This window comes from Shewanella atlantica, assembly GCF_003966265.1.
Lineage (GTDB): Bacteria > Pseudomonadota > Gammaproteobacteria > Enterobacterales > Shewanellaceae > Shewanella > Shewanella atlantica.
Genome location: NZ_RXNV01000014.1, coordinates 56,103 through 82,794 on the forward strand (window position 1 = coordinate 56,103; position 26,692 = coordinate 82,794).

Below are 26,692 nucleotides of genomic sequence, written 5' to 3' on the forward strand. Positions count from 1 at the left end.
GGAAAACTGTACCTCCACACACCCAAAAGTACAGATTAAGGGATATAAAACTGATACAATACGCGGCTATTTGTATAGTTTTACAGCTCTCTGTTTATTGCGGTTCATCGCCGTATTAACCAGTATCTATATCTATAAACGGTTGTTTTTATATGATCAAAAAAGTATTGGTAATTCGACACGATAAAATTGGCGACTTTGTTCTTTTCTGGCCGGCATTACACTTGCTTAAGACAGCACTACCTCAAGCCAGTATCGAGGTGTTTGTCGCACCGGCGGTAAAATCGCTGGCTGAAGCCTGTCCATATATCGATCATGTCATTGTCGATACCGGTGACGATCAAGCCATTAGTGCCGAATTTGCTGCACGCCAATACGATGCGGTTATTGTATCTCTGTCGCAATTCCGTATTTATAAGATGATCCAGCACCTTGATATTCCCTATAAACTAGCCCCTAAACACAACTGGTATCAGTACTTTTACAAACACAGAGCCGACGCCCAATATAAAAAGGGAGAGGGCTGCTGGCGTGGTGGCTGTATGCTGGTTGAACACTTTCTGGCTGCACACGATATAACCATTCCCCCCCACCCCACGCAATATTGGGATATGAGTGCCGAACGTCCAAGGTGGCAGGAGTACTATGGTAAGCAAGATGGTGAAAAGCTCATTTTTGTCCATCCGGGTACCGGAGGGTCATCCGGGAGTCTATCCACGGAGACTTTCATAAAGTTACTGGAAAGTGTAGATAGTAAGAGCCGTCATAAATGCAGATTTGTACTGACCTTCAACGGAGATGAAGAGCGCTTAGCCGAGGAGATACACGCAGGCCTCAATGAAAAAGGGACCAATGCGGTCATGGCTAAACCACTTAACGAGCTCTCAGATTTCGCTAAGTCTATTGTTGCAGCGGATATGTTTATAGCGGGTTCTACTGGACCATTACATATCGCAGGCTTACATAACGTTCCTACCGTTGGTTTTTACGCCGGTAGGCGATCGGCGCCGAAAGTGCGTTGGCAAACATTAACCCAGAGTCATAAGCGTCTGGCCTTTACCCCTCCCATAGGAAAGAAAACGGGACGTAATATGGACTTGATCGATCTGGATGCAGCATCGTCTGGGATAGCTGATTTTTTAAATACTCACTATAGTGAATGATATTAAACTCACCGTGATATTCTTCGTTAGAATATCGACATAAATGTGGAATTGAATATGATAGTAGTTACCGGTGCAGCAGGCTTTATTGGCAGTAACCTGGTTAAGGCACTTAACCAGCTAGGTCGCAACGACATTATCGCAGTAGATGATCTCAGTGATGGCACACAGATGTTTAACCTGGCCGATTGCGAAATTGCCGATTATCTGGATAAAGACCAATTTCTGGCACAAATCAAAGCTGGAGAATTTAACGGAAAGTTAGAAGTCATCTTCCATCAAGGCGCTTGTTCATCTACCACGGAGTGGGATGGAAAGTTCATGATGGCTAATAATTATGAGTACTCGAAGAGTTTACTTCATTTTAGCCAAGCTAATAATTGTCAGTTCATTTACGCCTCTTCTGCCTCTGTTTATGGTGGCAGTGAAAAATTTATCGAGCAACGTGAATTCGAAAAGCCACTGAACGTTTACGCTTACTCTAAGTTCCTCTTTGATCAATACGTCAGGCAGCAGCAACTGACAACCCAAGTTGCCGGATTACGCTACTTCAATGTTTACGGTCCACGTGAGCAGCACAAAGGCGGAATGGCCAGCGTCGCGTTCCACTTCAATAATCAAATTAAAGAAAATGAGATCTGTCGACTATTCGCAGGCATCGATGGTTTTGAAGATGGCCAGCAGTTAAGAGATTTCGTCTACGTTGAAGATGTCGTAAAAGTTAACTTATGGCTTTGGCAGAATCCTGAAACATCAGGCATTTTTAACTGCGGAACCGGTCAGGCACAAAGCTTTAATGATGTTGCTAATGCGGCAATTAACTATCACGGAAAGGGTAAAATTGAGTACATCCCATTTCCCGATAAATTAAAAGGCGCATACCAAAGTTACACCCAAGCAGACCTGACCCAGTTACGTCAGGCGGGTTATACCGATGCCTTTAAGACAGTAGAACAAGCGGTACCTGAGTATCTGGATTGGTTAGCTGAGCAGCACTTTATCGGGCAATAATACTTCTCGTTAGCCCTTTATTTGCCTATAAACTGTGAATATGCAGGAGGGGAGATTCCTGCATATTCAGAATAAAAGTATTTTTGATTTAGCTAAGAAAGGGTTATTTTACAAAAATCTGTGCATACTATGGCAGCCTCGATATCAGGCTGTTTGCAGTATCAGCTGAATCCCAAATAATGAAAACGTTACAATGATAGTTGTAATACTACCTTTAAAAATGGTGTGAAATGTCTAAGAAAGTATTAGTTGTTGGTGTGTTTGATCTATTTCATCGTGGCCATGTCGAGTTCTTAAAGAAAGCAGCAAGCTATGGTGACGAACTGATCATCTTAATCAACGGTGATGAGATGACAGAAAAATACAAAAGGCGCCCAATATATTCAGAGCAAGATAGAGCTACGATCTTGAGCGCTATGTCATGTGTTTCTCTCGTTGAAGTGACTGACAGTTTTGACGTCAAACCTATTATCGAAAAACACAACATAGATATCATTGTTCACGGTGATGATTGGGAACATGAATCCTATTTGAAACAGATCCGTTGTACTGAAGAGTACCTCGAAGAGCACGGAGTTTCACTGGCTTATACTCAATACCATTCGACCGTCAGTACTAGCGCTCTACTCCAAAAAATTAAGGAATCATAATTGCTTAACCTTATGGACAAACTGAGCACGCGACAACTGGAGTTTCCAGCTCAACTGGTTGTTCAGGAAGGAGCGGTTTCAGAATCTGAACTTTTATCTACTCACCTCTCTTCAAAAAATGTCTTATTAGCCATTGATGATGGAGTGCTGGAGTTAGCTGAAGTTTCACTGACCAACTTATTCAATAGCCCTAACTGTATTACACACTCTATTGCAGCAGCTGATTTTAATAATATTAGCCAAATTGATATCTTGTGTGCTCAGAAACAAATCCAAACAGTCGTCGCTTTTGGTGGCGGAAAAGTACTCGATGTCTGTAAGCGTCTGGCAACGATTAGAAAAGTTGAGCTCATTGTTATTCCTACCGCGCTTTCGAGTGATTGTATCTCTTCTCCTGTTGCCGTAATTTTTGATAACACAGGCAAGAAAGCCAGTTTGCCAGCTGCAATCCCCAACTTTATCGTGGTAGATACCCAGCTGTGTGCTAAAGCACCGATGAGATTAACTCAAGCAGGTGTCGGTGATCTGCTTTCCAACTATTCCGCATTACTGGATATGAAGTATGCAAAGGGTCGTGCAGAAATTGATGGTTTTTCCTTTTTGCTGGCGAAGTCAGCAGCCAATGAAATCCTCGGTATGGAGAGTAAACCACTCAATGACTTAGCGGTTATCAATCAACTTGCTGAAGGGCTAATATTATCGGGTCTTGCAATGGGATTTTCCGGCGACTCAAGGCCCTGTTCCGGAGCAGAGCATCTCATCAGCCATGCTATCGATTATTTTCAGCTAGGCGAAGGGCTTCATGGAGAACAAGTTGCGTTGGGAACCAAGTTTTGCCACTTTCTCCGAATGGAACTGTCGTTGCCGACTCTGGATCCTCGGGTATTGCCGACCATAGATGGCTTCAATATAAAAAGCACTCCATCCTCATTGGGCATAAGCAAAGAAGAGTTTTTTAAAGCCTTATCCCTTGCTCCAGACATGCGTAAAGGGCGTATTACATTCTTAGAGCATCTACAAGATATACCTCAAGAAACTTTAGAGGCAGCTTATTTCAACGCATTTGAATCTTAAGATGTTAGAAAGTTAACAATACGCTGGCTGCACAAGCCATCTACCTTACCCGCAAGCTCATAGGTATATTGCGCTCTTTGTGGCGCATAAGAATCTGGCTCGGCTATCTGTTGATCGACAACACTTTTTAACTCTTTGTAGGTTTTGGCGTGTACTGCTACTCCGGCATACCGATACAGATCTTCATCCATGCGCTGATTAAAGCGGAACTTAAAGATACCTCTATAGCTCCACCTTAAATGATAAAAGTCACACCACACCACAGGCTTATCCAGTGCAGCAAACTCAAACAACGCCGAAGACGCATCACTGATAAGCAGATCGGCACTGGCCATAAACGGTAGCAAGTTAGTTTGTTCTGCTGTAGCCAGATAAGCATTATCGAAACTTGCCCAGTGCTCTAAAAGCTGTTTTTGCTTTTTATAAGCAGGCTTACTTAACGAAAAGTAATGGGGCTTCAGCAAAATATTGTATTCACTGAATTGCGCAGGCCAGTCCTTTGCCATTTTCTCAATGCTACTGGGATAGAAGGTAGGCGCGTACAACAAGGTGGGTTTATCAGGATCCAGACCCAAAGCGCTGAGCTCTAACCCCGCCTCCTTTCTTTGAACGATAGGATCTAACTTGGCATAGCCGGTATCGATAAACAACTTATCCGGAAACATCTCTTGCAAACGCTTTAAGCGGTACTCGCCCTCGACAAATCTCACATCGAAGTCGGCTTCAGACACAGTATAGTAAACGGCTTTTGGGCCAATACCATGTTGCATCAAGGCTGTTCGACACACACCCTTGAGTTTTGTACTGCCATCAAAAGTATTACCAAATATCACCCACTCGGGCTTCTGTTTTAAATAAAATTCCAGCGCCTGCTCTGCATCATCTACCCAGGTAACTGGCAGTTTATATTGCTTCACTAGCGCATCGAGGGCTGCTTGCTGCTCCTTGCTGCGATAAATTACAAAATGAACCGACTCACCACGTGATAACAGTTCATTCATAACCGGTAAATACTGTGGAAGGTAGTATGGGTGCAAAGCATCAAAGCAAATCAAAATAAGCCTTCTTTATCGTGTTACGTTAGAGTAGAACAAGGAAACAACACAGATAATACCATACCTAAATTGCTAATCTATATTCACAACCATAGACTCCCCCATATAATAGACAATTTTAAAAAGCTTATGATCCACTTCTAATAGTGAAACCTTTTTATAATTACTTAAATCAAGGTATGCTTAAGCGATCAATATCTGGATTCTGTAGATTTATGTCTATCATCTCAAAAGCACAACTTAATCAATGCCAACGTTTACTGTTTATCTCACCTGTTGCACTCGGTGATTTTTTATACCTGAAAACATTTCTTATAGCATTAAAAAACAGTTATCCGCATATCGAGTTAGATATATGGTTAGATGATAATAGATGTAACACCGACAGCTGGCGCCTTTCACGTAGTAAAATTCTTCAGCAGTGGATAGAGGCAGAAGGCGTATTTAACCTTAGCTATGGTTGCACCGATTCCAAAGAAGCAACTCAAGCCCACATAGATCTGGCTAAGCAGCGTAATTACGATATCATCATCTGCCACTCAGTCAGCAAAAGCCGTCAGTACTCCCAGATTGCCCGAACAGTTAGTCCGGAGGCGTTTATCGTTTCAAGCATCCCAAAAAGTGCTTCTTTCGGTTTTTTCAACGCTATTGCTTTTCGCCATTCAAACCACACGTTTGTGCTGGATGAAAACAACTTGCCTAAAGCCCATCACATTACTGATCGCTACAATAATATTTTTCAGAGTATTGTGGGGATCTCACTACAAAATGATGCGTTGATGCCGACACTTATTGTGCCGCAGGAGATCGCCCCCATCACGGAAAACTGGCTCACAGAAAAATTTAAGCAGCCTGGTAAACAAGGTAAACTTATTTTTCTAAATCACCTTTCTACTAATATAAAAAAAGATTGGTTGCTGAGTCAGCTTTTTGAGCTGATAGAAAAAATAGCGTCAACTGACGACTCTTGTCGCTTCATCATCAATGTAACGAAAGAAAACTATGATTCGGTTCTCGCTCAAACCGAATCATTTGTAAAGCAAAAAAATCTACAGGTCGCCGTATTCACTGTAAATGAACATTTTTTTGAACTGCCCTCCCTTATCGCAAAAGCCGATTTTGTGATCACTGTAGACACGGCAATCTTACATTTTGCATTTGCCGCTAAACGTCCATTACTCTCTATGATGCGACAGAAAAAACCGTACTGGGCACCGCCTGAAAGTTCACACTCTCATGTTTTGTATGCCACTGAAGGTAAAGGGCACATTTCAGATATCTCGGTAGAGCGTGTCTTCAAACAATATGAAACGATGAATTCAGATAGATAAAACAAGGTAGCTTTAATGAAAAAGGCCATTTTTACACTCGCCATTGGTGATAACCCTATGTATAAAGCTGCGGTAGCAAGCTTTAAAGAATATGGTAAAAAAGTTGGTGCAGACGTAATTACCTCTGACAAACTGCACTACAAAATTGACATCAAAAACCCCAAGTTTGATGCGAGTCCTGCGTGGTCAGAAAAGCTATATATCTCTGAACTACTAAAAGAATACGATCGAGTTCTCTATTTAGATGCCGACATGATAGTCACTCCCTGGGCAAGGGATATCTTTGAGGAATGCCCTGACAGAGATACTGTGTATATGTTCAATGAAGGCAAACACAGGGATCGAGGCGCCCAGGCAGAACAGATTAACGAAGTACTGGGTGACGTCGACTGGCCAAAAGAAGATGATCTTATTGTCTACTACAACTCAGGCATGTTTCTGGTTTCTAAAGAAACAGGTCTGTTCGATAGCGCAGGCATCGAAGAGATGCAGGCCATCTGCAACAAAGTTAAATTCTATGATCAAACCTATATTAACTACCTGATTAGAAGAGATAATATTAAGAGCGTCGGTGTAGAGTCAGGTTTTAACCGCATGCAGTTACTGGGTCATGATAATTATCAAAAAGCTGATTTCATTCACTATTCAGGTCGGGGATATCGTCAGAAAGTCCCGATGCGAGAATTAAAGTACATCATTGACTACTGTGATATCTATAAAGATGTATTAACTGAAGCTGAGATATTAGATTATAAGAAGCAAGCTTGGCATTGGTATATACTCAAGCAGTATAGAAAGACAAAACTGCCTATGGGTCTGCTAAGTTTTGTATTTGGCTTGGTCCACCCAAAGCATAAATACTAAAACTGTCGGTACAGGGAGAGTATTACTCTCCCGCTAAAATAGGGCCTCGACTACTGATTCAATCTACCAGTAATCGCTCGATCTCAGACATGACAATATTCAAACCATTCTCGAGTGAACACTGAGCATACTTATCTTTAAGCTCAACTAACTTAGACTCGGTCAATAAACTCGATAATGCTTTACACATAGCATCGACTTGCGGCTTACTCGTGTGGATCCAGCCCGCTTCATAACACTTTTTAATTCGATTTGGCTGATCTTTTGCCACCGGGACTACCAAGCTTGGAATTCCCAGAGCCATAGATTGCAGCAAGGTATCACCACCACTCAACACAGAAGCCTTGGCGCCTTGCAACAGATTAATAAATTCGATGCTGGTTAGCTGAAGAACGGCTATCACCCCATCGAGTTCGGGCAATGGGTGCGGGTAGTTAGGGCCAAATACCATCACACTCTTAATGCCAAACTGCTGATAGGTCTTTTGGGCAACCTCGGCCCACAGATCTGCCGCCAGACCATTCTTTACATGATGTGAACCGGAGCCAGCACTGTAAAGCAGATAGTCTCCATCGACTAAATCAAATTCTTGCTGCAGTTTCTGTTGTAGCTCTTTATCGGGTTGCGGGAAAACGGCGCCGGTAAAAATGGGATGAGGACGGTCAATGAGGTCTAGCTTAAACTTGTCAAAGCGGGTGATATCACCAATAACAAATTCAGGTTGAACCACCCAGTGACTATCTGTGACTAAGGCTCGCTCAACCTTCATTCCCCGTGAACGTTTGCGTCTGTGCTGACTGATAAAAATGACCTTAGCCCCAAGCTTTTTTGCATGCTTCAGCTGAGCCTTACGCCCTGCGGCATCAAAAATCACTATATCCGGGGATAATTCAGTCATGAGTTCATTCACCTCACGAATCTTCTTGGTTGGCGAGTCGTCAACCAGGTGTATTTTATAAGGGCAAGAGTGAATATAGGGGGCATTAGAGTTAAGCACAAACTCAATCTGAGCTTCAGGCCAGTGCTGCGCAACTTCATCCGCGATAATTTTTGAACGCATGTATTCCCCAATCCCCTCAGCCGAAGACACCGGAACAAACAAAAATTTAGGGGACAACAGCATTCAATAATCCTTTATGAAAATAACCCACAGCCGAACAAATCTATACATTTGTTTCCTTGCAGCCTTTAATACTAACACGTGACTTCCAAAATCCGTGACACTATATCCCATCATTTACGCTTTTTAATAACCATTAATCAAAAGCACGAAGTTCCGTACGATTCGTCAATACTGGATTAACCTAAGAGACACAAAACGTCATTAAATGCCCAACAGCCTACAAACTCCTGCCTTAATTCGCTTGTATCTTACAGAGAAGTCTTTGGCAGATTGGCTCTCACCGATCTTATAACGTATTCCTCTGTGATAGCCGATGTGGCGAACATAACCAGTTTCAAAGATAGCCCCTTTAAACCCTTTCCCATGGTATAGCTCACTAATATTCCACTCACGGCCAAGTTCACCAATGGGCGCAAATAACTGATAATCTCTGAGCCTCCTTAAGCCAGGATTAAACGTAAACCCATGCCAGGCATCGGAGTCGACCTTTCTTCTATAATTTCGCATCATAATTTGGTAATCACGGCTACCTGAGACTTTACACTTAAAGACTTCGGGTTCGACTGGGTGCTTATTGGTATCATTCTGTTCTCTAAGCCAAATAGTTACAATCTTATCGTCACTATCGAGCACTTTAAACGAATCCTCAATAAAGCCTGCACGGTAGAACTCCCAATCATCTTCACAATGGAAGATATATTCAGAGGTTACTCTGCTATAGGCCCTGTCGATGCTTTTCATCTGTCCTAACTGGGGGTCATTATTCAGAACGGTAAAATCAATATCGGAAAACTTAACCAATACCTTATTCAGCTTCTCCAGGTTATGACTATCTTCAATAATGATATGTTGGGCAATAGGGTAGGTATTGAACTTGAAAAAACTCACCAAGGTTTTTTCGAGCAAATCAAACCGATTACAACTGGTTAGTACCAGAGCTACACTTCGATTTCCCACTTGTTCACCAAATAAAAAAGTTGAATAGAACCAGTGTATGCGGGCAGCTTATACCAAGCAAGCATTCCCTATAAGAACAGTTAACTGAGTAGCTTATCTAGCTGCTTAATAACAGAATGCACTTCAATCTTCTCCATCAGGTCATTACCCTTTGCCCGCGTCCCCCAGGCTATCGGCCCAGCATGCTGGGTCTTGATAACGCTATCATATACGCTGACCACATGGTCCTGGCTCAGATAGGGTCCGGTTCTGCCCGGATTAGAATGCGCATAAAGCCCAATCACAGGTGTTCCCTGAGTCACAGCCATATGAGCCGGACCGGTATCGGGAGCCAAAACGATGCTAGCCTGCTTAAGTACGGCCAATAGCTGAGTGAGTGAGGTCTTACCCACCATATTCTCCAGCGTTTGAGTGCAAGTCGATTGAATATCTTCGGCTAATACCTTCTCTGATGCGGTGGGTCCGCCACAGAGTATGACCCTGTAGCCTTTAGATATGGCGTGCTGCGCCACCGCGGCATAACGCTCGGGCAACCAATTTCGCTCGGCTTTACTGGCTGCGGCGCAGATGACTAAGGCCTTGTCACCATCAGGAAGCAGTTGTCGGGCAAACTCAGTATCTGCTAGTGGTACCGGAATATTCCACTTAGGAGAAAGATCTGTAACGCCAAGCGCCTTAGCAAACGCCATAAAACCTTCCAGAACATGGGGAGTCTCTTGCGGCTCAATCTTGTGATTTGTTACCAACCACTGCCCCTCTTTCGCCCTGAAGCGATCGAAACCAATTCTTACTCTGGCAGAGATTGCCATCGAAGCAATTGTCGCCCTCAGTGCCACTTGCATATGCAGCAGTACATCGAACCTTTGTCCCGCTAACGCCTTTTTCAGATAAAAATAACTGCGCCAGCCCTGTGACTTGTCAAAAATAACAAACTCAACCCCCTCAAGATGTTTAAGTAATTGATACTCAACCTTGCCTATCACCCAGGTGATCTTAAGTTCCGGGTATTTTCTCTGAATGGCCTGCACCATCGCCACCGCATGGCAGACATCGCCGATGGCAGATAAACGCAACAGACATAGAGAGTTAATCTCGTTCAGTTTTAAACTCATAGCGCTCAGGGGTTGGTGAATAGAACGAGCAAAGTTTAATGTAGAAGCCGCTTAGGTTCCATGCTTTAACGGATAATTCTCATCATCTGCTTCATTCAGGCAATAAGCTCGCCGCTTCTGCCCTGAGAAGATGTTATTATTAAAGCTAATTTATCTATGCAGCCAGTAACAAGCCTGAGATGAAAGTCATCGACACCCCCATTGCAGATCTCAAAATTATCGAGCCCAAAATGTTTGGCGACGAGAGAGGCTTCTTTTTCGAAACATTTCGGGACTCCTGGTTCAGGGAGCATGTCAGCGATGTTGAATTTGTTCAGGAAAACCATAGCAGATCCAAGCGCGGAATATTAAGAGGGCTGCACTATCAATCCAACCAGACTCAGGGAAAACTGGTGCGTGTCACCTCAGGAGAGGTATTCGATGTGGCCGTAGACCTGCGTAGAGATAGCCCTACATACGGGCTATGGTTCGGTACCTATCTTAGCGAAGAGAACAGACGCCAACTCTGGATTCCCCCCGGATTTGCCCACGGCTTCTATGTCACCTCAGAATCTGCAGACTGTCTCTATAAATGCACCGATTATTATGCTCCTGAGTTCGAAAAGACCATAATCTGGAACGATGCAAAGCTATCGATAGATTGGCCACTCACCAGAAACAAAGAACCCAAGGCTTACTCTGCACAGCCCATACTGTCGGAGAAGGATAGCGCGGGTTCTGTATTTAACAGCCGGGAGCACTGGCTATGAGTATCCGCAAAGATAAAACGATTCTGGTAACAGGCGGCGCCGGCTTCATTGGCTCAGCTCTGGTGAGATTTCTGATTAACGAGACATCTCATCGGGTTATCAACCTTGATAAATTAACCTATGCGGGAAATCTGGAGTCTCTGTCATCGATAGAGAGTAGCGAACGCTATCACTTTGTCCTCGGAGACATCTGCGATCGAGCCCTTGTCGATGATGTGATGCAACAGTATCAACCCGACATTATTATGCACCTCGCCGCCGAGAGCCATGTCGATCGCTCTATCGATGGGCCGGATGAGTTTATACAAACCAATATTCAGGGAACTTATACCCTGCTCGAAGCGAGTCGGACTTATCTCACTGAAATTTCAGGCAGTAAGCAACAAGACTTCAGGTTTCACCATATCTCAACCGATGAGGTCTATGGCGATCTGGGGGAGACCGGACTCTTCACCGAACAGAGCCCATATAATCCAAGCTCACCCTACTCGGCAAGTAAGGCTGCCTCGGACCATCTGGTCAGAGCCTGGTCTCGTACGTTCCAACTACCCGTGGTGATAACCAACTGTTCGAATAACTATGGTCCCTTTCAATTTCCTGAAAAGCTGATCCCCCTGGTGATATTTAACGCTCTGGAGGGGAAACCTCTACCGGTTTATGGCGATGGAAAACAGATCAGGGACTGGTTATATGTCGACGATCATGCCCGCGCCCTCTACAAGGTAGCGACTGATGGCAAGTCTGGCTCGACCTATAATATCGGCGGCTATAACGAAAAACAGAATATTGAAGTTATCACCACCATCTGTGATCAGCTAAATTGTCTGATTGAAAACAAACCCTCGGGCGTCGAGGACTTCAATCAACTGATCACTTATGTCCAGGACAGGCCGGGACATGATCTTAGATATGCCATCGATGCCACAAAAATCAAGAATGAGTTGGGCTGGAAGCCAGTGGAGACATTCGAGTCAGGCATAGTAAAGACCATCCTGTGGTATTTAGATAACCTTGAGTGGTGTCGGCATATACGAGATGGCAGCTATCGAAATGTTTCGGCTGATGATAAGAATTGAACGAATGAAACACCATAAAATATGGCAAACTCAAAGTTGAAGGCACTCATCTTAGGAAAAAGCGGTCAGCTGGCCCAGGCGCTTATCGCCAATAAACCCGCGCATATCGAATGCGTCGCACTCGGGCACCTTGATATTAACTTAGCAGTTACCGATGAGATAGAATCGGCCATCACGACTCATAAAGCGGATCTCATCATCAATACGGCGGCCTATACCCAGGTCGACTTAGCCGAATCAGAACCTGAGTCAGCATATGGAATTAACGAACTTACGGTAGAAAAAATTGCGAAGGCGGCGCAGAACAGAGATATCCGCCTGATCCATATCTCTACCGACTACGTCTTTGATGGCAAACAAAGCACGCCCTACACCATCTTTGATACCCCACATCCAATCAACCTCTATGGCGCCTCTAAGTTTGCCGGCGAAAAGGCCGTTCGCAAATGTTTGCCAACCGAGTCGACCATAGTTCGAACCTCCTCCCTTTACTCACAATATGGCACTAACTTCGTTAACACCATGCTTAGAGTTATGCGTGAAAAGCCGGAGATAAAGGTGATATCGGATCAGGTTAGCAGTCCGACCTCAGCCAAAGAGCTAGCTCTGTTCCTATGGACTCTCACAGAGCAGGGGTCACTGTCTCCCCTCTATCATTGGTGCGATAGCGGCAAGACCTCCTGGTATGAGTTTGCCGTCACTATTCAACGGCTGGCTTTGAAATATGGCAAGCTTGAAACAGAGATCCCGATTATTCCCATCTCATCCCAAGAGTATGGAGCCGTGGCTATGCGCCCTGGGCTCAGTCAGCTCGATATCAGTCAGTCTCAAACCCTACAGCAGGCAAAATCCTGGCAGGAAAATCTCGAATCACTTATCAAACTAGCTAAATTTACGCGATAGCCATAAGTTATTGTAGAATAGCGAACATCAGAACTGGCTTTCACTCTTAAAAAGAGACGATCCGAATCAATATGCAGATTAAACAAACCCCATCAGGCGCTATCGCATATTGCGATGCCACGCTTGAAACCATCTCAACACAGTGGTTTACCTACGATTACTGGTTGAATCTGAGTGCTATCACCGGTTCATCAAAGGGGCGATACACCACCTGGTTTGTTAAACCCGATATTTCGGCGACAGACGAGAGTGAATGGGTACTACGCCACTATTACCGCGGCGGGCTGATGGAAAAGCTCAGCAAAGACTCCTATCTCTTTACCGGGCTGAAAAACACCCGAGCGGTGGCTGAGTTATCGCTGCTGGAACTACTGTATAGCGAAGGGTTTGCAGTCCCTAAGCCCATCGCCGCCAACGTAGAGAGAAACGGTCTCTATTACCGCGCCGATATCATCATCGAGCGCGTAGATGGCGCTCAAGATCTGGTGGCCCAACTGAGCAAGTCGCCGATGTCAGATACACAGTGGCAGCAACTCGGCGCCTGTATCGCTAAGTTCCACCAGCGAGGGGTCTATCATGCCGATCTCAACGCCAAGAATATCCTTATCACGCCAGACAAGTTCTACCTTATCGACTTCGACAGAGGCGAGATCCGCAATCCTAACCCTAAGTGGCAGGGGGCCAACCTGGAGAGGTTATTACGCTCCTTCAGAAAGGAGCTGGCTAAGCTACCTTCGCTGGCCTTTACCGAGTCCAACTGGCAAAGCTTGATGAAGGGCTATTCACAAGCTTAAGACTTGTCTGATAACAAGTTTGAAGTATCTCTGAGTTGGCTTCATTTGGCAGGTTTGGTATTTGGTTAGTTTATGGCTAACCATAACCTCATGCTTGATCTATCGCCTGCAGCTTGCTTATGTGCTGGCACTTCTGTGGGACGACGCAAGTATGTCCCTATAGTCTCTACGATGACATCCCTGTCATCGAAGCCCACAGCCGCGCCTACACTTGGGTTATAAACTGAGGGTTTTCTCTCTGATTTTCATACCAAAATAAACATTGCTGATTTTCCGTGTTAATATTTTCGTTATTTCATACAAGAATATTCTGATGAAAGAAGACAGAAACATTCAAGGTATCCGAACAGAAATTGAGAAGAGTGATCAAAAAATTAAGCGCTATGAAAAATTTAGAACGTACTTGGGTATTGCAGCCTTGATTATCTTTTGTTTAAAAATATACCAATCATATTCTTAACAAAAAATCACATAAGCTTTAGATATTCAACTCTCAATTTTACTATATTCAGCAATAACTCCCCCCCGCAGGAAGTTACCAAAATGAGTTGGAATAAATCGGGTGAGAGCGACATGGATATCGGGCAGGGTGAATGAAAACAAAGTTTTCCGCTCATGAACGAGAGGCAGGAATAGCCGAACTGGCTGGAATTATAGGGACTTAATTCGGACCATCGGAAGTGTTAGCGATTTATCCATAAGTCCTGAGGAGCATAACTTCGCCGGGGCGTCATGGAACTTTGGTTTACAGAGAGTCAAGGAGGCCTTGGACGAGCAGTCCTCCTTGCCCGGGTGTGGGTTGGAGACCCGCGACGTTTATCAAGCGGAGCTTGATTAGAGGTTCCCACCCGTTAAGCCAAATTTGATACAAATGAGCCAAAAAAGAAAATGTGATTAGCCTTCATTCGAAGGCGATCAACCTATTGGTAAGAGCGAACTGCTTCTGCAACGCCCCCTTATTGGCGTCAACTACTCTCAACCCAGCCTTGCTGGCCACCTGATAAGCAGACTTGTCCTCGAAGTTACCCACCAGGGCTGTGCCTAACTCCTCGGCCGAAGAGACCACCTTCAGGGCACCGGCCTCGTTAAGTAACCCGGTTATCTCGGCGAAATCCCAATGATGCGGCCCGACAAATACCGGCAAGCCAAGCGCCGCAGGCTCCAGCGGGTTGTGACCGCCGTTTTCAATTAATGTACCACCGACAAATGCCTGATCGGCCGCGCCATAGAAGGTTAGTAACTCTCCCATGGTATCGCCAAGCAGTACCTGAGTTTCACCATCGACGCTCTCATTTAAACTACGTCTGGCGAGGGAGAACCCAGCCTCGGTTATCCTGGCGGCAGCGGCATCAAACTTCTCCGAATGACGTGGCACCATGATAAGTAGCGCATCCGGGGATATCGTCAACAGGTGTCTATGTGCTGTCAGGATGGCATCGAACTCACCGGGGTGAACGCTACCGGCAATCCATACAGGGCAAGTTGCAGGCCGCCACTGTTGACGCAAGGCCCTGGCCTGCTCACGCTTGTCATCTGCAACGCTAAGATCGAACTTCAAGCTGCCACATACCTCAATTTTATCGGCGGACACGCCTAATGCGATAAAGCGCTCTGCGGCTTGTTGCGACTGAGCCGCTATCGAATCCAGGCTCTGCAACATAGGTTGAGAGAGGGTCAGCTGCTTTTGATATTGGCCGGCCGATTTTTCGGATAAACGCGCATTGGCAAGCATCAGCTTTACGCCTGAATGAGAGGCCTGATGGATCAAATTTGGCCACAGCTCGGTCTCCATAATGATGCAGTACTGCGGTTTGACCTGTTTCAGAAATCTACGAACACTGAAGGGTAGATCGAAAGGCAGATAACAATGCTGAACACTCTCACCGAAGGCTTTTTTTACCTCGGCAGAGCCGGTTGGGCTCGTCGTGGTTACGGTAATGCTAAGCTGAGGGTGCGCTTGCTGGATAGCTCTTATCAGCGGAATAGCTGCAAGGGTTTCCCCCATAGAGACGGAATGAATGAGCAGGTCGCTCTTATTGAGGGATGTAAGGCCAAACCTCTCCCCCCACCGACCACGATAATCGGGACTCTTGATGGCGCGTACGGCTAAATATAAAACCAACAGAGGAAAAAGTAGATAGAGTAATATTGAATAAATAAAACGGTTCATTCGCCCATACGCTTAAATAAAATGACTTCAGATAAGCCATCAATGCTAACACTAATCCAGTCTACAAGCCCCAGATTAAAGATAATTTACCTGACATTTTTGTTGAGTTGAGTTAGCTTATTCAATCAGTCGATATTTACTGTGTTCAGGATCAATATGAAAACCCGCGATAAAATCATCCACGCCAGTTTGAAGTTATTTAACGAGCGCGGTGAAAGAAATATCACAACTAATCATATTGCCGCATACCTCAATATTAGCCCCGGAAACCTCTATTACCATTTCCGTAATAAAGAAGACATCATCAGCTCGATATTCCTCCTGTATGAATCTCATTTAGACTCAGGATTTCAGCCTTATATGGGGCAAGAGGTCAACCTGGAATTACTCGTTGGTTATTTCGATACCATGTTCGAAACTCTATGGGAGTTTCGCTTCATGTACGATAACCTGACCGATATCCTGACTCGGGATGAGGTTGTACTGAAACGGTATCAGCACACCCAGCAACAAGCCTTAAATCGCTCCAGCCACATTTTATCTAAGCTGAAGCAAGATGGCGTGCTCGCCATAGAGCAGGAGCAGATAACACCACTTGCAGACACGATGAGAATGATCGCCTGTTTTTGGATTGGCTATAAACAGACTCACTCAGATAATGCCACCATAACCAAGGCTTCTCTGTATGAAGGGTTACTCAGAGTGCTGATGATCTTTAAGGCTCATGCAACACCAGAATCTCAGGGAACCTTTACCAGGCTCGAACAACATTACCAAGCCATGGCTAATACCTGTTTTATGCCAAATCTGGATGTTCACTCGTTGGCCTCATAAAATGAGGCTATACCTTCATTAGGTTTACCATTAGTCCAGATTCGTTAAATATTGACTTATTTAACGGCCGCCTCAGCCTTTCCGTCTCAATATCACCTGACTGTTCAGAAGCGAATGACTAAATCATTCAGCCCCTGATCCAATTGTTATCTGAAGTGGTCTGAGTTGCCAAAATACTTAATGAGATGAGTATCACTTCGCGGCATACTCAATCATTTTATAATTGAGCTTTGCCTGATTAATTCTGTCAGTGCTAGTATGTTTACTATTATTTGACAAATACTATGACAGAAATGGTAATTGGTCAGACAAATCGTCTATTAAAGATGAGCTTCATTCATCAATAATGAATCCAATTAGGACGCCAATGAAAACCCGCGATAAAATTATCTATACCAGCTTGGAGCTGTTTAACGAACATGGTGAAAGGAATATCACTACCAATCATATCGCAGCGCACCTGGGTATCAGCCCGGGTAACCTCTATTACCACTTCCGTAATAAAGAGGACATCATTCGCTCCATTTTTGCCTTGTACCATGATCACCTCGAGTCAGGGTTCCAGCCCTACGAGGGAGAACCAATAAGCATTGAGCTCCTCATCAGTTACTTCGATGCTATGTTCTATGCGATGTGGGAGTTTCGTTTCATGTACGCGAATCTGACCGACATTCTAAGCCGTGATGAAGAACTTAAAAAACTCTATTTAGCCGCTCAGAAGCAGGTGCTCACCCGTAGCAGCCAGATTTTGATTAAGCTAAATCAGGATGGTGTGCTTTCGATAGAACCTGATGAGATCATCCCCCTGACCGAAACAATGAAGATGATTGTAAGTTTCTGGATTGGCTATAAACAGATCCACTCTATCGATACGAGCATCACCAAGACTTCACTCTATGAAGGTCTGCTTAGGTTATTAATGATTGCGAAAGCTTATTCAACACCAGAATCCCGGGCAACCTTTGTTAGGCTCGAACAGCACTACCGAAAACTGGCTGCATCGCCAACCGCAGCAAGCGCCTAACGTTAAGCGCCGGTGTCATCACCGGCGCTCTATTGATTTTCAGGCAGGTTTGTTCATATTTTAATTAACCTCTTTCTACAAACCTTTCTAAAATAACAGCTATATGTCGTATTCATGGACACTTTTCCACCCACGTTAAGGATTAGTTTTATTAATGTGAATACTTTGCATCCCCTAAACTAATTCATCTTGCTAATACCGATAAAAAAAAGGCTGTAGGGCTGGCAATTTTAAGGTTAAAATGCCGCCACTCCCATACTCAAAATAATGCAAATGAAGGAGAATTCAGGTGACAACGACCTCATTCTACAACCAGATCAATCAACAGCTCGCTGACGTTAAAGCCGAAGGCTTATACAAGAGTGAGCGCGTAATAGTCTCTCCTCAGCAAACCGAAATTCTGGTTAATGGAACCGAAGTAATGAACTTCTGTGCCAATAACTACCTCGGACTTGCCAACCACCCTGAGTTGATAAAAGCGGCGGCAGCCGGTCTGAATGACCATGGTTTTGGTATGGCATCAGTTCGCTTTATTTGTGGTACTCAAGATATTCATAAGCAACTCGAGTCTAGCTTGAGTGAATTTTTAGGCATGGAAGACACGATTCTTTACTCTTCGTGCTTCGATGCCAATGCAGGCCTGTTTGAAACACTACTGAGCGCAGAAGATGCCATCATCTCCGATGCCCTGAACCATGCTTCAATTATTGACGGTGTTCGCCTCTGTAAGGCTAAGCGTTTCCGTTATGCCAATAACGATATGGCCGATCTCGAGACTCAGCTTAAAGCCGCAAAAGAAGCCGGTGCCCGTAACATCATGATTGCTACCGATGGTGTATTTTCGATGGATGGCGTTATAGCCAACCTGAAAGGGGTCTGTGATCTCGCCGATAAGTACGGTGCGCTCGTTATGGTCGATGACTCTCATGCGGTAGGCTTCATTGGTGCCAATGGTCGTGGTACACATGAATATTGCGAAGTAATGGATCGCGTCGACATTATCACCGGCACCTTAGGTAAGGCTTTAGGTGGAGCATCGGGCGGATTTACATCGGCTAAAAAAGAGGTGGTTGATTGGTTGCGTCAACGCTCTCGTCCATACCTATTCTCTAACTCGTTAGCCCCTTCGATTGTCACTGCATCGATTCATGTACTCGAGATGCTCAAGTCCGGACAGGCACTACGTGAAGCCGTTTGGGAGAATAGCCGTTACTTCCGTGAAAAAATGACCGAAGCAGGCTTTACTTTAGGTGGTGCAGACCATGCCATTATCCCGGTAATGATTGGCGATGCTAAGCTAGCCGGTGACTTCGCGAACCGACTACTCGAAGAGAACATCTATGTAGTCGGCTTCTCATTCCCGGTTGTACCTAAGGGACAGGCGCGTATCCGCACTCAGATGTCTGCTGCTCACACTAAAGCGCAGCTGGACAGAGCTATCGATGCATTTACCCGTATAGCCAAAGAGATGGGTATAATTTAAACAGAAAATCGAGATGGAGGCATCAGTTCAGCTAACAACTTAGCTCATCAATGCTTCCAATCCAGCTTAGGTTACAAAATGAAAGCACTGAGTATACTTATATCTAAAAAAGGTATTCGGATGTTCGATGCTCATAAACCAGCCAAGGTTACAAAATGAAAGCACTGAGTAAATTAAAGCCAGAAGAGGGTATCTGGATGGTCGATGCTCCCAAGCCGGAGATGGGCCATAACGATCTGTTAATTAAGATCAGAAAAACGGCTATCTGTGGTACCGATATCCATATCTATAACTGGGATGAGTGGTCACAGAAGACCATTCCGGTTCCTATGGTTGTAGGGCATGAATATGTTGGTGAAGTCGTCGATATGGGCATTGAAGTACGTGGTTTCAATGTTGGTGACCGTGTCTCAGGTGAAGGTCATATAACCTGTGGGCATTGCCGCAACTGCCGAGGTGGCCGAACTCATCTTTGTCGCAATACCTCAGGGGTAGGCGTCAATCGTGACGGGGCTTTTGCAGAGTATTTAGTTATTCCGGCATTCAATGCCTTTAAAATTCCTGATGATATCTCAGATGATCTCGCCTCTATTTTCGATCCGTTTGGTAATGCTGTGCATACTGCACTGTCTTTCGACTTGGTCGGTGAGGATGTGTTGATCACAGGTGCTGGTCCCATCGGGATCATGGCTGCCGCCGTTTGCCGTCATGTCGGTGCCCGCCACGTGGTGATCACGGACGTCAATGAGTACCGCCTCGAATTAGCCAACAAGATGGGGGCAACACGTGCCGTCAATGTTGCTAAGGAAAGTATCGATGAAGTCATGAAAGAGCTTGGCATGACCGAAGGTTTCGACGTCGGCCTCGAAATGTCGGGAGTACCGAGTGCATTTCACTCCATGTTGGATACCATGAACCACGGTGGAAAAATTGCCATGCTGGGTATTCCTGGAACAGATATGGCTATCGACTGGAGTAAAGTTATCTTTAAAGGGTTAATCCTGAAGGGTATCTATGGCCGCGAGATGTTTGAAACTTGGTACAAGATGGCGAGCCTGATCCAATCCGGGTTAGATATATCTCCAATTATCACTCACCATTTCAAGATTGATGACTTCCAGCAGGGCTTCGACGCTATGCGTTCGGGTCAATCGGGTAAGGTTATTCTTAACTGGGATTAATATCTTCCCGTTACTGGTAGGGGGCTGTACTAATACGGCCCCGTGCTTCACACTTAAACCAACGACTCCTCCCTAAAAGAACCTCATTATGTCCAGCTTCCAGCATTTTAGTGTCAATCAATTAATCCAACTCTCAGAGAGTACCTCTGATATCCAGATAGCCGATATTCGCGATGCGGCAAGTTTCGAGTCAGGCCATGTAGAAGGTTCTATCAATCTTTCTAATGAGAATTTAGCAAGCTTCATAGCAGAAGCCGATATGGATCTCCCTCTCATCGTCATCTGTTATCATGGCATCAGCAGCCAAAGTGCCGCGCAGTATCTGGTCGAACAAGGTTTTGATCAAGTATATAGCCTGGATGGTGGCTACCAGGCTTGGCGAGAAGCACATGCATAACTCGCTTTAACCTCATCTTTAAACAGATTTAAGCGGCACTCTTATTAAGGACACTCGATGATAGAAATAGGCAGACTACCCAATGAGCGTGCAGCTCAGGCACTCGTCGATTACCTTAAAGGTCAAAATATAGATTGCAAAGTGATCGCAGCAGAACAAGGTGTGAGCTTAATCGTTATTCATGATCAGGATAGCGTAAGGGCCGGAATTGAGTTCCAGCGATTCATTCAAAACCCCTACGATGAAAAGTATCTTAAGGCTTCCTGGGATAACGGTGATACCAACGCAAAATTTGACTATGGGGCACCAACACTCCAATTGCTGACTCAGTTTATTACAGGAGGCGGCCCCCTAACGCTATCGATTATTTGTGTCTGTATTCTGGTTTTTGCCGGATTCAACCTCGGCTTTGCCAACCCGATTTATGAATACCTCTCCTTCTTTAATGCCGTACCCGGCACCGAACTCACCGATTTCTGGCGAGTATTCACTCCATCGCTATTGCACTTTTCTGCCCTGCACATCATTTTCAACCTGCTGTGGTGGTGGTACCTAGGTGGGAAGATTGAAAATAAAATTGGTATATCCCCTCTTCTTACCCTGCTTTTAGTCGCGGGTACCCTACCCAATATTCTGCAATATGTTATTGGCGGACCACATTTCGGTGGTCTTTCCGGGGTTGTCTATGGGGTCGTGGGCTACACCTGGATCATGGGAGTGAAGAGGCCAGAAAAAGGCATTGGACTACCACCGGCATTAATGGGGTTTATGATGCTATGGTTAGTCTTCGGGTTCACCGACATGTTCGGGCTATCTATCGCCAATGGTGCACATACCGGTGGACTGGCAATAGGCCTGCTACAAGGTTTGATTGATAGTAGAAGAAGGGCTTAGGCTCGAGGTTCTAGGCCCTAGGCTAAAGTTCCTAGCTCCGAGTGGCTTCGCTATGAATACGGCAGAGAATGCCTCCGGGCTCTTAGGTAATAGAGGGAGCAGTTATCACAGGCACTCCCTCATGTAGATTTGATTAAACAAACATCATTAGTACCCAATAATCACTCAAGGATAGAGGTAATTATGGATAAAAAAACGAGTAAACGCCCTGAGAATAAACAGACTCAAGAGCCGAGCTTAATCTCTCAACTGTTTCCAACCGAATTTGGTTTTGCGGAATCGGCTGGACAATCTAAAACACTCATTATCATGCTTATCATCTTCATCGTGCTATTTGGTGGCTTTGCACTATTTCTTATGAAAATGGCAAACATAATCTAAATGTACAACCACTTATTGGGACTACCACCTATGGCGCAGTCCCCTCGAAGCGAAGCGATCTGGTTAGTCCTGCTTTTACCTTCCCTTAAACCATCTCCAGCACTTTCTTTACCAGCTTCTCGATACCTTCGTTAGCTTCGGCAATATTACCGGCCAACATATATGCGGGTGTACTCACAACCTTATTGGCTTCGTCCACGATAATGTCTTGTACAGCGGCTTCCTGATGATGACCCCCCATCAAATTAAACGCCTGAGCCGTATCAATATCGTTGCCAATCGTTCCGGTCACTCCCTCTCCATAAAGCAGTGGGATCATGACCGGGGCGATACAGATAAAGCCGACAGGCTTTTTCGCATCGGCAAACTCACTGATAAAGTCCGAAACCTCCAGAGAGATCTCACAATCACTGCCATTGGTTGCGAAGTTACACAAATTCTTTGCCGCGCCGAAGCCACCGGGAATAACAAGTGCATCGAATGCGTCGATATCGAGTCGATCGGTAGCCGTGATCTCGCCCCTTGCAATCCTTGCCGATTCCACCAGAACATTTCTACTCTCTTCAGCAGCTACCTCTCCGGTCAGATGATTAACGACATGCATCTGCTCAATGTCCGGAGCAAAACATTGATAACTCGCACCCAGCTTAGTGAGCGCCAACATAGTTAACACGGCCTCGTGGATCTCTGAACCATCGAATACACCTGAGCCACTCAATAAAACTGCTATTTTTTTCATTAAAAACGCTCTCCATATACTTTTTTATTTTAACAAGACCACAACAAATAACTTGATCCGATTATTTTTCGTGCTAAGTTAGTTCCTCGACTTTATCAAGCGCTGAATATTTAGCCAAGTATAGAGTCGGGAAAGAGAGGGAAAAAATTAAGTCCACAAATTGAGACCATTTTCAAGAAACTTATACCCACTTCACACTTTTTTGATTTCAAGCATTAAATCAACACGTTAGCAAACGGTCATTTCTGACCGCATCCTATTGCACATACCACAAGCAGTTTTTCACTCACAGAGTTATCCACAGGCTGTCAATTATTTTCCAATGGCCGAAAACGCCCTTATGTGGCATGCTAGCGGCATCATCGAAAATCAAAAATCGAATACTAATTATGCCAAAAATTGCTGAAAACCCATTAGTTCTTGTGGATGGTTCCTCCTACCTATATCGAGCTTATTACGCACCACCACATCTAACAAACTCTAAAGGTGAAGCAACCGGGGCTGTCTATGGCGTGATTAATATGCTTCGTAGCCTGCTTAATCAATATAAGCCCAGCCAGATGGCCGTTGTATTCGATGCGAAAGGAAAAACCTTTCGTAACGATATGTATGAAGAGTACAAAGCTCATAGACCCGCTATGCCGGATGATCTTCGCTCTCAAATAGAGCCATTGCACAAAATAATACGCGCATTGGGCTTACCTCTGGTTTGCATTCCCGGAGTCGAGGCCGATGATGTTATCGGTACCATCTCTACTCAAGCGAGTAAGGAAGGTAGAGCCGTCCTTATCAGCACCGGTGATAAGGATATGGCTCAGCTGGTCGATGAGAATGTCACTCTTATCAATACTATGACCAATACCATAATGGGACCCGCTGAGGTTACCGAGAAGTTTGGCGTCGGTCCTGAGTTAATTATCGATCTGTTAGCACTTCAGGGCGACAAGGCTGACAACATTCCAGGCCTGCCTGGAGTCGGAGAGAAGACCGCTCTTGCTATGTTAACCGGGGCAGGAAGCATAGATAAAATTCTTGCTGCACCAGAGAAAATGCCTGAGCTTGGCTTCAGGGGCTCTAAGACCATGCCTGCAAAATTAGCCGAGCATGGTGAAATGTTGAAGCTATCCTACGAGCTGGCAACCATCAAACTCGATGTCGAACTTGAGCAGGATTGGAAAGAGCTCACCATAGCTCCGGCAGACAAAGATGAATTGATAAAGTGCTATGGCGAGATGGAGTTCAAGCGTTGGCTGGCTGAGGTGCTGGATAATAAGAGCAGCTCAGGCGCATCGACTCCAGAGTCAACGGAAGAAGATGAACTTCCTAAACAAGATATCGAAACCGAATACTCTACGATTCTTACCCATGATGAGCTCGATTTATGGATCGATAAGCTGACAAAAGCAGAGCTTTTCGCGGTAGACACCGAGACAACCAGCCTCAACTATATGGAGGCGAAACTCGTCGGGCTCTCTTTTGCTGTAGAAGCGGGGAAAGCGGCATACCTGCCCTTAGGCCATGACTATCTTGACGCGCCACAGCAACTTGACCAGAGCGAAGCATTAGCCAAGTTGAAACCACTGCTGGAAAACCCAGAGGTTAAGAAAGTTGGCCAGAACTTAAAATACGACATTAGCATTCTGGCTAATGTCGGCATAAAGCTGCAGGGCATCGCCTTCGACACTATGCTCGAATCATATGTATTCAATTCGGTCGCATCCAAACACAACATGGATGACCTGGCACTTAAATATCTGGGTCATAAAAATATCAGCTTTGAAGAGATCGCGGGGAAAGGCGCAAAACAGCTGACCTTCAACCAGATCTCATTAGAGGTCGCCGCCCCTTATGCGGCTGAAGATGCAGATATCACCCTAAGATTGCACCAACACCTCTGGCCAAGATTACAAAAAGAGCCTGAGTTAGCCTCAATATTTACCGATATAGAGCTGCCACTGGTTCAAGTGCTTTCCGATGTGGAGCGCCAAGGTGTACTTATCGACAGCATGCTATTGGGTCAACAGAGCGAAGAGCTCGCCAGAACAATCGATGAGCTTGAGCAGAAGGCTTATGAAATTGCCGGTGAACCCTTTAACTTAAGCTCACCGAAACAGCTACAGGTACTCTTCTTTGAAAAACTGGGTTACCCAGTCATTAAGAAGACGCCTAAAGGTGCACCATCGACCGCTGAAGAGGTGTTAGTTGAACTAGCCTTGGATTACCCATTACCTAAGATTATTCTGCAACACAGAAGCTTAGCAAAACTAAAGAGTACCTACACCGACAAACTTCCGCTGATGGTCAATGCACAAACCGGCCGCGTTCATACCAGTTACCACCAGGCAAATGCCGCTACCGGGCGCTTATCTTCCAGTGAGCCAAATCTGCAGAATATTCCCATTCGAACCGAAGAGGGGCGACGGATCCGTCATGCGTTTATTGCCCAGGAGGGCAGGAAGGTGCTTGCTTCCGATTACTCTCAAATTGAGCTACGCATCATGGCACACCTTTCTCAGGACAAAGGTTTACTAACCGCATTTGCCGAAGGTAAGGATATTCATAAGGCGACAGCCGCAGAGGTCTTCGACGTTGATTTCGGTGAGGTTACAACCGAGCAGAGACGCCGCGCCAAGGCGGTTAACTTTGGGCTGATATATGGCATGTCTGCATTCGGTCTTGCAAAGCAGCTCGACATCCCCCGTGGTGAAGCTCAAAAGTATATCGACACCTACTTTAAGCGTTACCCAGGCGTACTTAGCTATATGGAAGAGACACGGGCAATTGCTGCGGATCTGGGTTACGTCTCTACACTCTATGGACGACGCCTGTATCTGCCGGCAATTAAAGATAGAAACGCCATGCGACGTCAAGCTGCCGAACGAGCCGCAATTAACGCGCCTATGCAAGGTACCGCTGCCGATATCATCAAGAAAGCCATGATTAATATCGCAGACTGGATTGCTGATGAGACCGACGGTGAGATAACCCTTATTATGCAGGTACACGATGAATTAGTGTTTGAGGTCGACAGTGATAAAGCCGAAGCACTTCAGAAAAAAGTATGTCAGTTGATGGCACAAGCTGCCGATCTCGATGTGGAACTGTTAGCCGAAGCCGGGCTCGGTGACAACTGGGAACAGGCTCACTAGTCAAACTCCCCCCCGAATATTACTGCACCATAAACGCCCCTTTATTTAGGGGCGTTTTCTTATGAACAAGAAGCATCCGTTTTCATGGAAATTCTATCCTCATTCCAGAAAAAGCAGCTTATGTGCCGCCAAATGCTAACCTGAGATCGATATCAAGCTTCCAAAACCGCGAATCCGCTCTAAGCCCGCTGAGCAAAAGCTCTAAATGTGGCAAAAAGATCAATTTAGGGATGTTTTTTACTCAAATAGGGTTAACTGTTTCATTATCAAACAGAAAAACGACATTTTTAGATCATAAATCGCTCAATTTTGAACAAAGGTGTTAGATCGACGTCACATAATTGCTGTCTTTTTCAAGAAACAGTTTTTCATATTCAGACCAATGAGGTAATATTCTCTGCGTAGGGTACAGAGGTTAAGATGTTCTATCTTTCAGACCTTTTTATATCACTGTTATAGTGAACAGCCACATTCTGGCGCCTCAGCAATTTATTTTGCTGGGGCTTTTTTTCGTCTGAAATAAAATTTAGAGCATTTACTTTAAATGCAGTTATATTCCATGTATGCTGTCGTCATTG

24 protein-coding genes are annotated in these 26,692 nt (G+C 45.0%); 18 read left to right on the forward strand and 6 right to left on the reverse strand.

The annotated features are described in order from the left end of the window. Window positions 1-152 precede the first annotated feature (152 nt). The 4 genes from EKG39_RS19535 (at window position 153) to EKG39_RS19550 (ending at window position 3,898) form a co-directional block, all read left to right on the forward strand. Complete coding sequence (locus tag EKG39_RS19535; protein ID WP_126507686.1) at window positions 153-1,163, forward strand: glycosyltransferase family 9 protein; 1,011 nt, start codon at window positions 153-155, stop codon at window positions 1,161-1,163. 57 nt (window positions 1,164-1,220) lie between these two features. Next, a complete protein-coding gene (rfaD, locus tag EKG39_RS19540) occupies window positions 1,221-2,174 on the forward strand; it encodes an ADP-glyceromanno-heptose 6-epimerase (RefSeq protein WP_126507687.1) in 954 nt (317 codons plus the stop codon). Window positions 2,175-2,404: 230 nt separating this feature from the next. After that, window positions 2,405-2,824 carry an FAD synthase family protein gene (locus EKG39_RS19545; RefSeq protein WP_126507688.1) on the forward strand — a complete coding sequence of 140 codons (420 nt, stop codon included), beginning with the start codon at window positions 2,405-2,407 and terminating at the stop codon, window positions 2,822-2,824. Beyond that, window positions 2,825-3,898, forward strand: coding sequence for an iron-containing alcohol dehydrogenase (locus tag EKG39_RS19550; RefSeq protein ID WP_246028568.1), 1,074 nt, complete (start codon window positions 2,825-2,827; stop codon window positions 3,896-3,898). It begins immediately after the preceding gene. On the opposite strand, the gene EKG39_RS19555 is transcribed toward EKG39_RS19550, so the two are convergent. Further along, window positions 3,895-4,899: a CDP-glycerol glycerophosphotransferase family protein gene (locus tag EKG39_RS19555; RefSeq protein WP_246028569.1), complete on the reverse strand. Its 1,005-nt coding sequence runs from the start codon at window positions 4,897-4,899 to the stop codon at window positions 3,895-3,897. The genes EKG39_RS19550 and EKG39_RS19555 overlap by 4 nt on opposite strands. A gap of 200 nt (window positions 4,900-5,099) precedes the next feature. On the opposite strand from EKG39_RS19555, the gene EKG39_RS19560 reads away from it, so the two are divergent. After that, a complete protein-coding gene (locus EKG39_RS19560) occupies window positions 5,100-6,284 on the forward strand; it encodes a glycosyltransferase family 9 protein (protein ID WP_246028570.1) in 1,185 nt (394 codons plus the stop codon). Window positions 6,285-6,299: 15 nt separating this feature from the next. After that, window positions 6,300-7,148 (forward strand): glycosyltransferase family protein, encoded by an 849-nt coding sequence (locus tag EKG39_RS19565; RefSeq protein WP_126507691.1) that lies wholly within the window; start codon window positions 6,300-6,302, stop codon window positions 7,146-7,148. A 58-nt stretch (window positions 7,149-7,206) separates the two neighbouring features. Here the strand turns inward: EKG39_RS19565 and EKG39_RS19570 are convergent, their stop codons facing one another. The 3 genes from EKG39_RS19570 to EKG39_RS19580 all read right to left on the reverse strand — a co-directional run bounded on the left by EKG39_RS19570 (window position 7,207) and on the right by EKG39_RS19580 (window position 10,340). Further along, window positions 7,207-8,208, reverse strand: coding sequence for a hypothetical protein (locus tag EKG39_RS19570; protein ID WP_246028571.1), 1,002 nt, complete (start codon window positions 8,206-8,208; stop codon window positions 7,207-7,209). 264 nt (window positions 8,209-8,472) lie between these two features. After that, a complete protein-coding gene (locus EKG39_RS19575; protein ID WP_126507693.1) occupies window positions 8,473-9,228 on the reverse strand; it encodes a glycosyltransferase in 756 nt (251 codons plus the stop codon). 80 nt (window positions 9,229-9,308) lie between these two features. Beyond that, complete coding sequence (locus EKG39_RS19580) at window positions 9,309-10,340, reverse strand: glycosyltransferase family 9 protein (RefSeq protein WP_126507694.1); 1,032 nt, start codon at window positions 10,338-10,340, stop codon at window positions 9,309-9,311. Between the two features lie 179 nt (window positions 10,341-10,519). Here EKG39_RS19580 and rfbC point away from each other — a divergent pair, with 179 nt between their 5' ends. The 4 genes from rfbC to EKG39_RS19600 all read left to right on the forward strand — a co-directional run bounded on the left by rfbC (window position 10,520) and on the right by EKG39_RS19600 (window position 13,862). Further along, the gene (gene rfbC, locus EKG39_RS19585) at window positions 10,520-11,089 is read left to right on the forward strand and encodes a dTDP-4-dehydrorhamnose 3,5-epimerase (protein WP_126507695.1); all 570 of its coding nucleotides are present in this window, start codon (window positions 10,520-10,522) and stop codon (window positions 11,087-11,089) included. Continuing rightward, window positions 11,086-12,165 carry a dTDP-glucose 4,6-dehydratase gene (gene rfbB, locus EKG39_RS19590; RefSeq protein ID WP_126507696.1) on the forward strand — a complete coding sequence of 360 codons (1,080 nt, stop codon included), beginning with the start codon at window positions 11,086-11,088 and terminating at the stop codon, window positions 12,163-12,165. Before rfbC ends, rfbB begins: the two co-directional genes overlap by 4 nt. Window positions 12,166-12,186: 21 nt before the next feature. Continuing rightward, window positions 12,187-13,068 (forward strand): dTDP-4-dehydrorhamnose reductase, encoded by an 882-nt coding sequence (rfbD, locus tag EKG39_RS19595; RefSeq protein WP_126507697.1) that lies wholly within the window; start codon window positions 12,187-12,189, stop codon window positions 13,066-13,068. A 71-nt stretch (window positions 13,069-13,139) separates the two neighbouring features. Continuing rightward, the gene (locus EKG39_RS19600; RefSeq protein ID WP_185817662.1) at window positions 13,140-13,862 is read left to right on the forward strand and encodes a 3-deoxy-D-manno-octulosonic acid kinase; all 723 of its coding nucleotides are present in this window, start codon (window positions 13,140-13,142) and stop codon (window positions 13,860-13,862) included. A gap of 901 nt (window positions 13,863-14,763) precedes the next feature. On the opposite strand, the gene waaA is transcribed toward EKG39_RS19600, so the two are convergent. Continuing rightward, the gene (waaA, locus tag EKG39_RS19605) at window positions 14,764-16,032 is read right to left on the reverse strand and encodes a lipid IV(A) 3-deoxy-D-manno-octulosonic acid transferase (RefSeq protein ID WP_126507699.1); all 1,269 of its coding nucleotides are present in this window, start codon (window positions 16,030-16,032) and stop codon (window positions 14,764-14,766) included. Window positions 16,033-16,188: 156 nt separating this feature from the next. Here waaA and EKG39_RS19610 point away from each other — a divergent pair, with 156 nt between their 5' ends. The 7 genes from EKG39_RS19610 to EKG39_RS19640 all read left to right on the forward strand — a co-directional run bounded on the left by EKG39_RS19610 (window position 16,189) and on the right by EKG39_RS19640 (window position 22,226). Continuing rightward, on the forward strand, window positions 16,189-16,866 hold the full coding sequence (locus EKG39_RS19610) for a TetR/AcrR family transcriptional regulator (RefSeq protein ID WP_126507700.1): 678 nt from the start codon (window positions 16,189-16,191) through the stop codon (window positions 16,864-16,866). A gap of 367 nt (window positions 16,867-17,233) precedes the next feature. After that, window positions 17,234-17,890 carry a TetR/AcrR family transcriptional regulator gene (locus tag EKG39_RS19615; protein WP_126507701.1) on the forward strand — a complete coding sequence of 219 codons (657 nt, stop codon included), beginning with the start codon at window positions 17,234-17,236 and terminating at the stop codon, window positions 17,888-17,890. A 289-nt stretch (window positions 17,891-18,179) separates the two neighbouring features. Further along, entirely contained in the window at window positions 18,180-19,373 is a 1,194-nt protein-coding gene (locus EKG39_RS19620) for a glycine C-acetyltransferase (protein WP_126507702.1), read from the forward strand. A 155-nt stretch (window positions 19,374-19,528) separates the two neighbouring features. Next, window positions 19,529-20,554 carry an L-threonine 3-dehydrogenase gene (gene tdh / locus EKG39_RS19625; RefSeq protein ID WP_126507703.1) on the forward strand — a complete coding sequence of 342 codons (1,026 nt, stop codon included), beginning with the start codon at window positions 19,529-19,531 and terminating at the stop codon, window positions 20,552-20,554. Between the two features lie 88 nt (window positions 20,555-20,642). Continuing rightward, a complete protein-coding gene (gene glpE, locus EKG39_RS19630) occupies window positions 20,643-20,951 on the forward strand; it encodes a thiosulfate sulfurtransferase GlpE (protein WP_126507704.1) in 309 nt (102 codons plus the stop codon). 57 nt (window positions 20,952-21,008) lie between these two features. After that, window positions 21,009-21,845, forward strand: a complete 837-nt coding sequence (gene glpG / locus EKG39_RS19635; protein ID WP_126507705.1) for a rhomboid family intramembrane serine protease GlpG — start codon at window positions 21,009-21,011, stop codon at window positions 21,843-21,845. Between the two features lie 183 nt (window positions 21,846-22,028). Next, on the forward strand, window positions 22,029-22,226 hold the full coding sequence (locus EKG39_RS19640) for a hypothetical protein (protein WP_126507706.1): 198 nt from the start codon (window positions 22,029-22,031) through the stop codon (window positions 22,224-22,226). A gap of 85 nt (window positions 22,227-22,311) precedes the next feature. Here the strand turns inward: EKG39_RS19640 and elbB are convergent, their stop codons facing one another. After that, on the reverse strand, window positions 22,312-22,965 hold the full coding sequence (gene elbB / locus EKG39_RS19645; RefSeq protein ID WP_126507707.1) for an isoprenoid biosynthesis glyoxalase ElbB: 654 nt from the start codon (window positions 22,963-22,965) through the stop codon (window positions 22,312-22,314). A gap of 389 nt (window positions 22,966-23,354) precedes the next feature. On the opposite strand from elbB, the gene polA reads away from it, so the two are divergent. Further along, the gene (polA, locus tag EKG39_RS19650) at window positions 23,355-26,114 is read left to right on the forward strand and encodes a DNA polymerase I (protein ID WP_126507708.1); all 2,760 of its coding nucleotides are present in this window, start codon (window positions 23,355-23,357) and stop codon (window positions 26,112-26,114) included. Window positions 26,115-26,692: the final 578 nt, after the last annotated feature.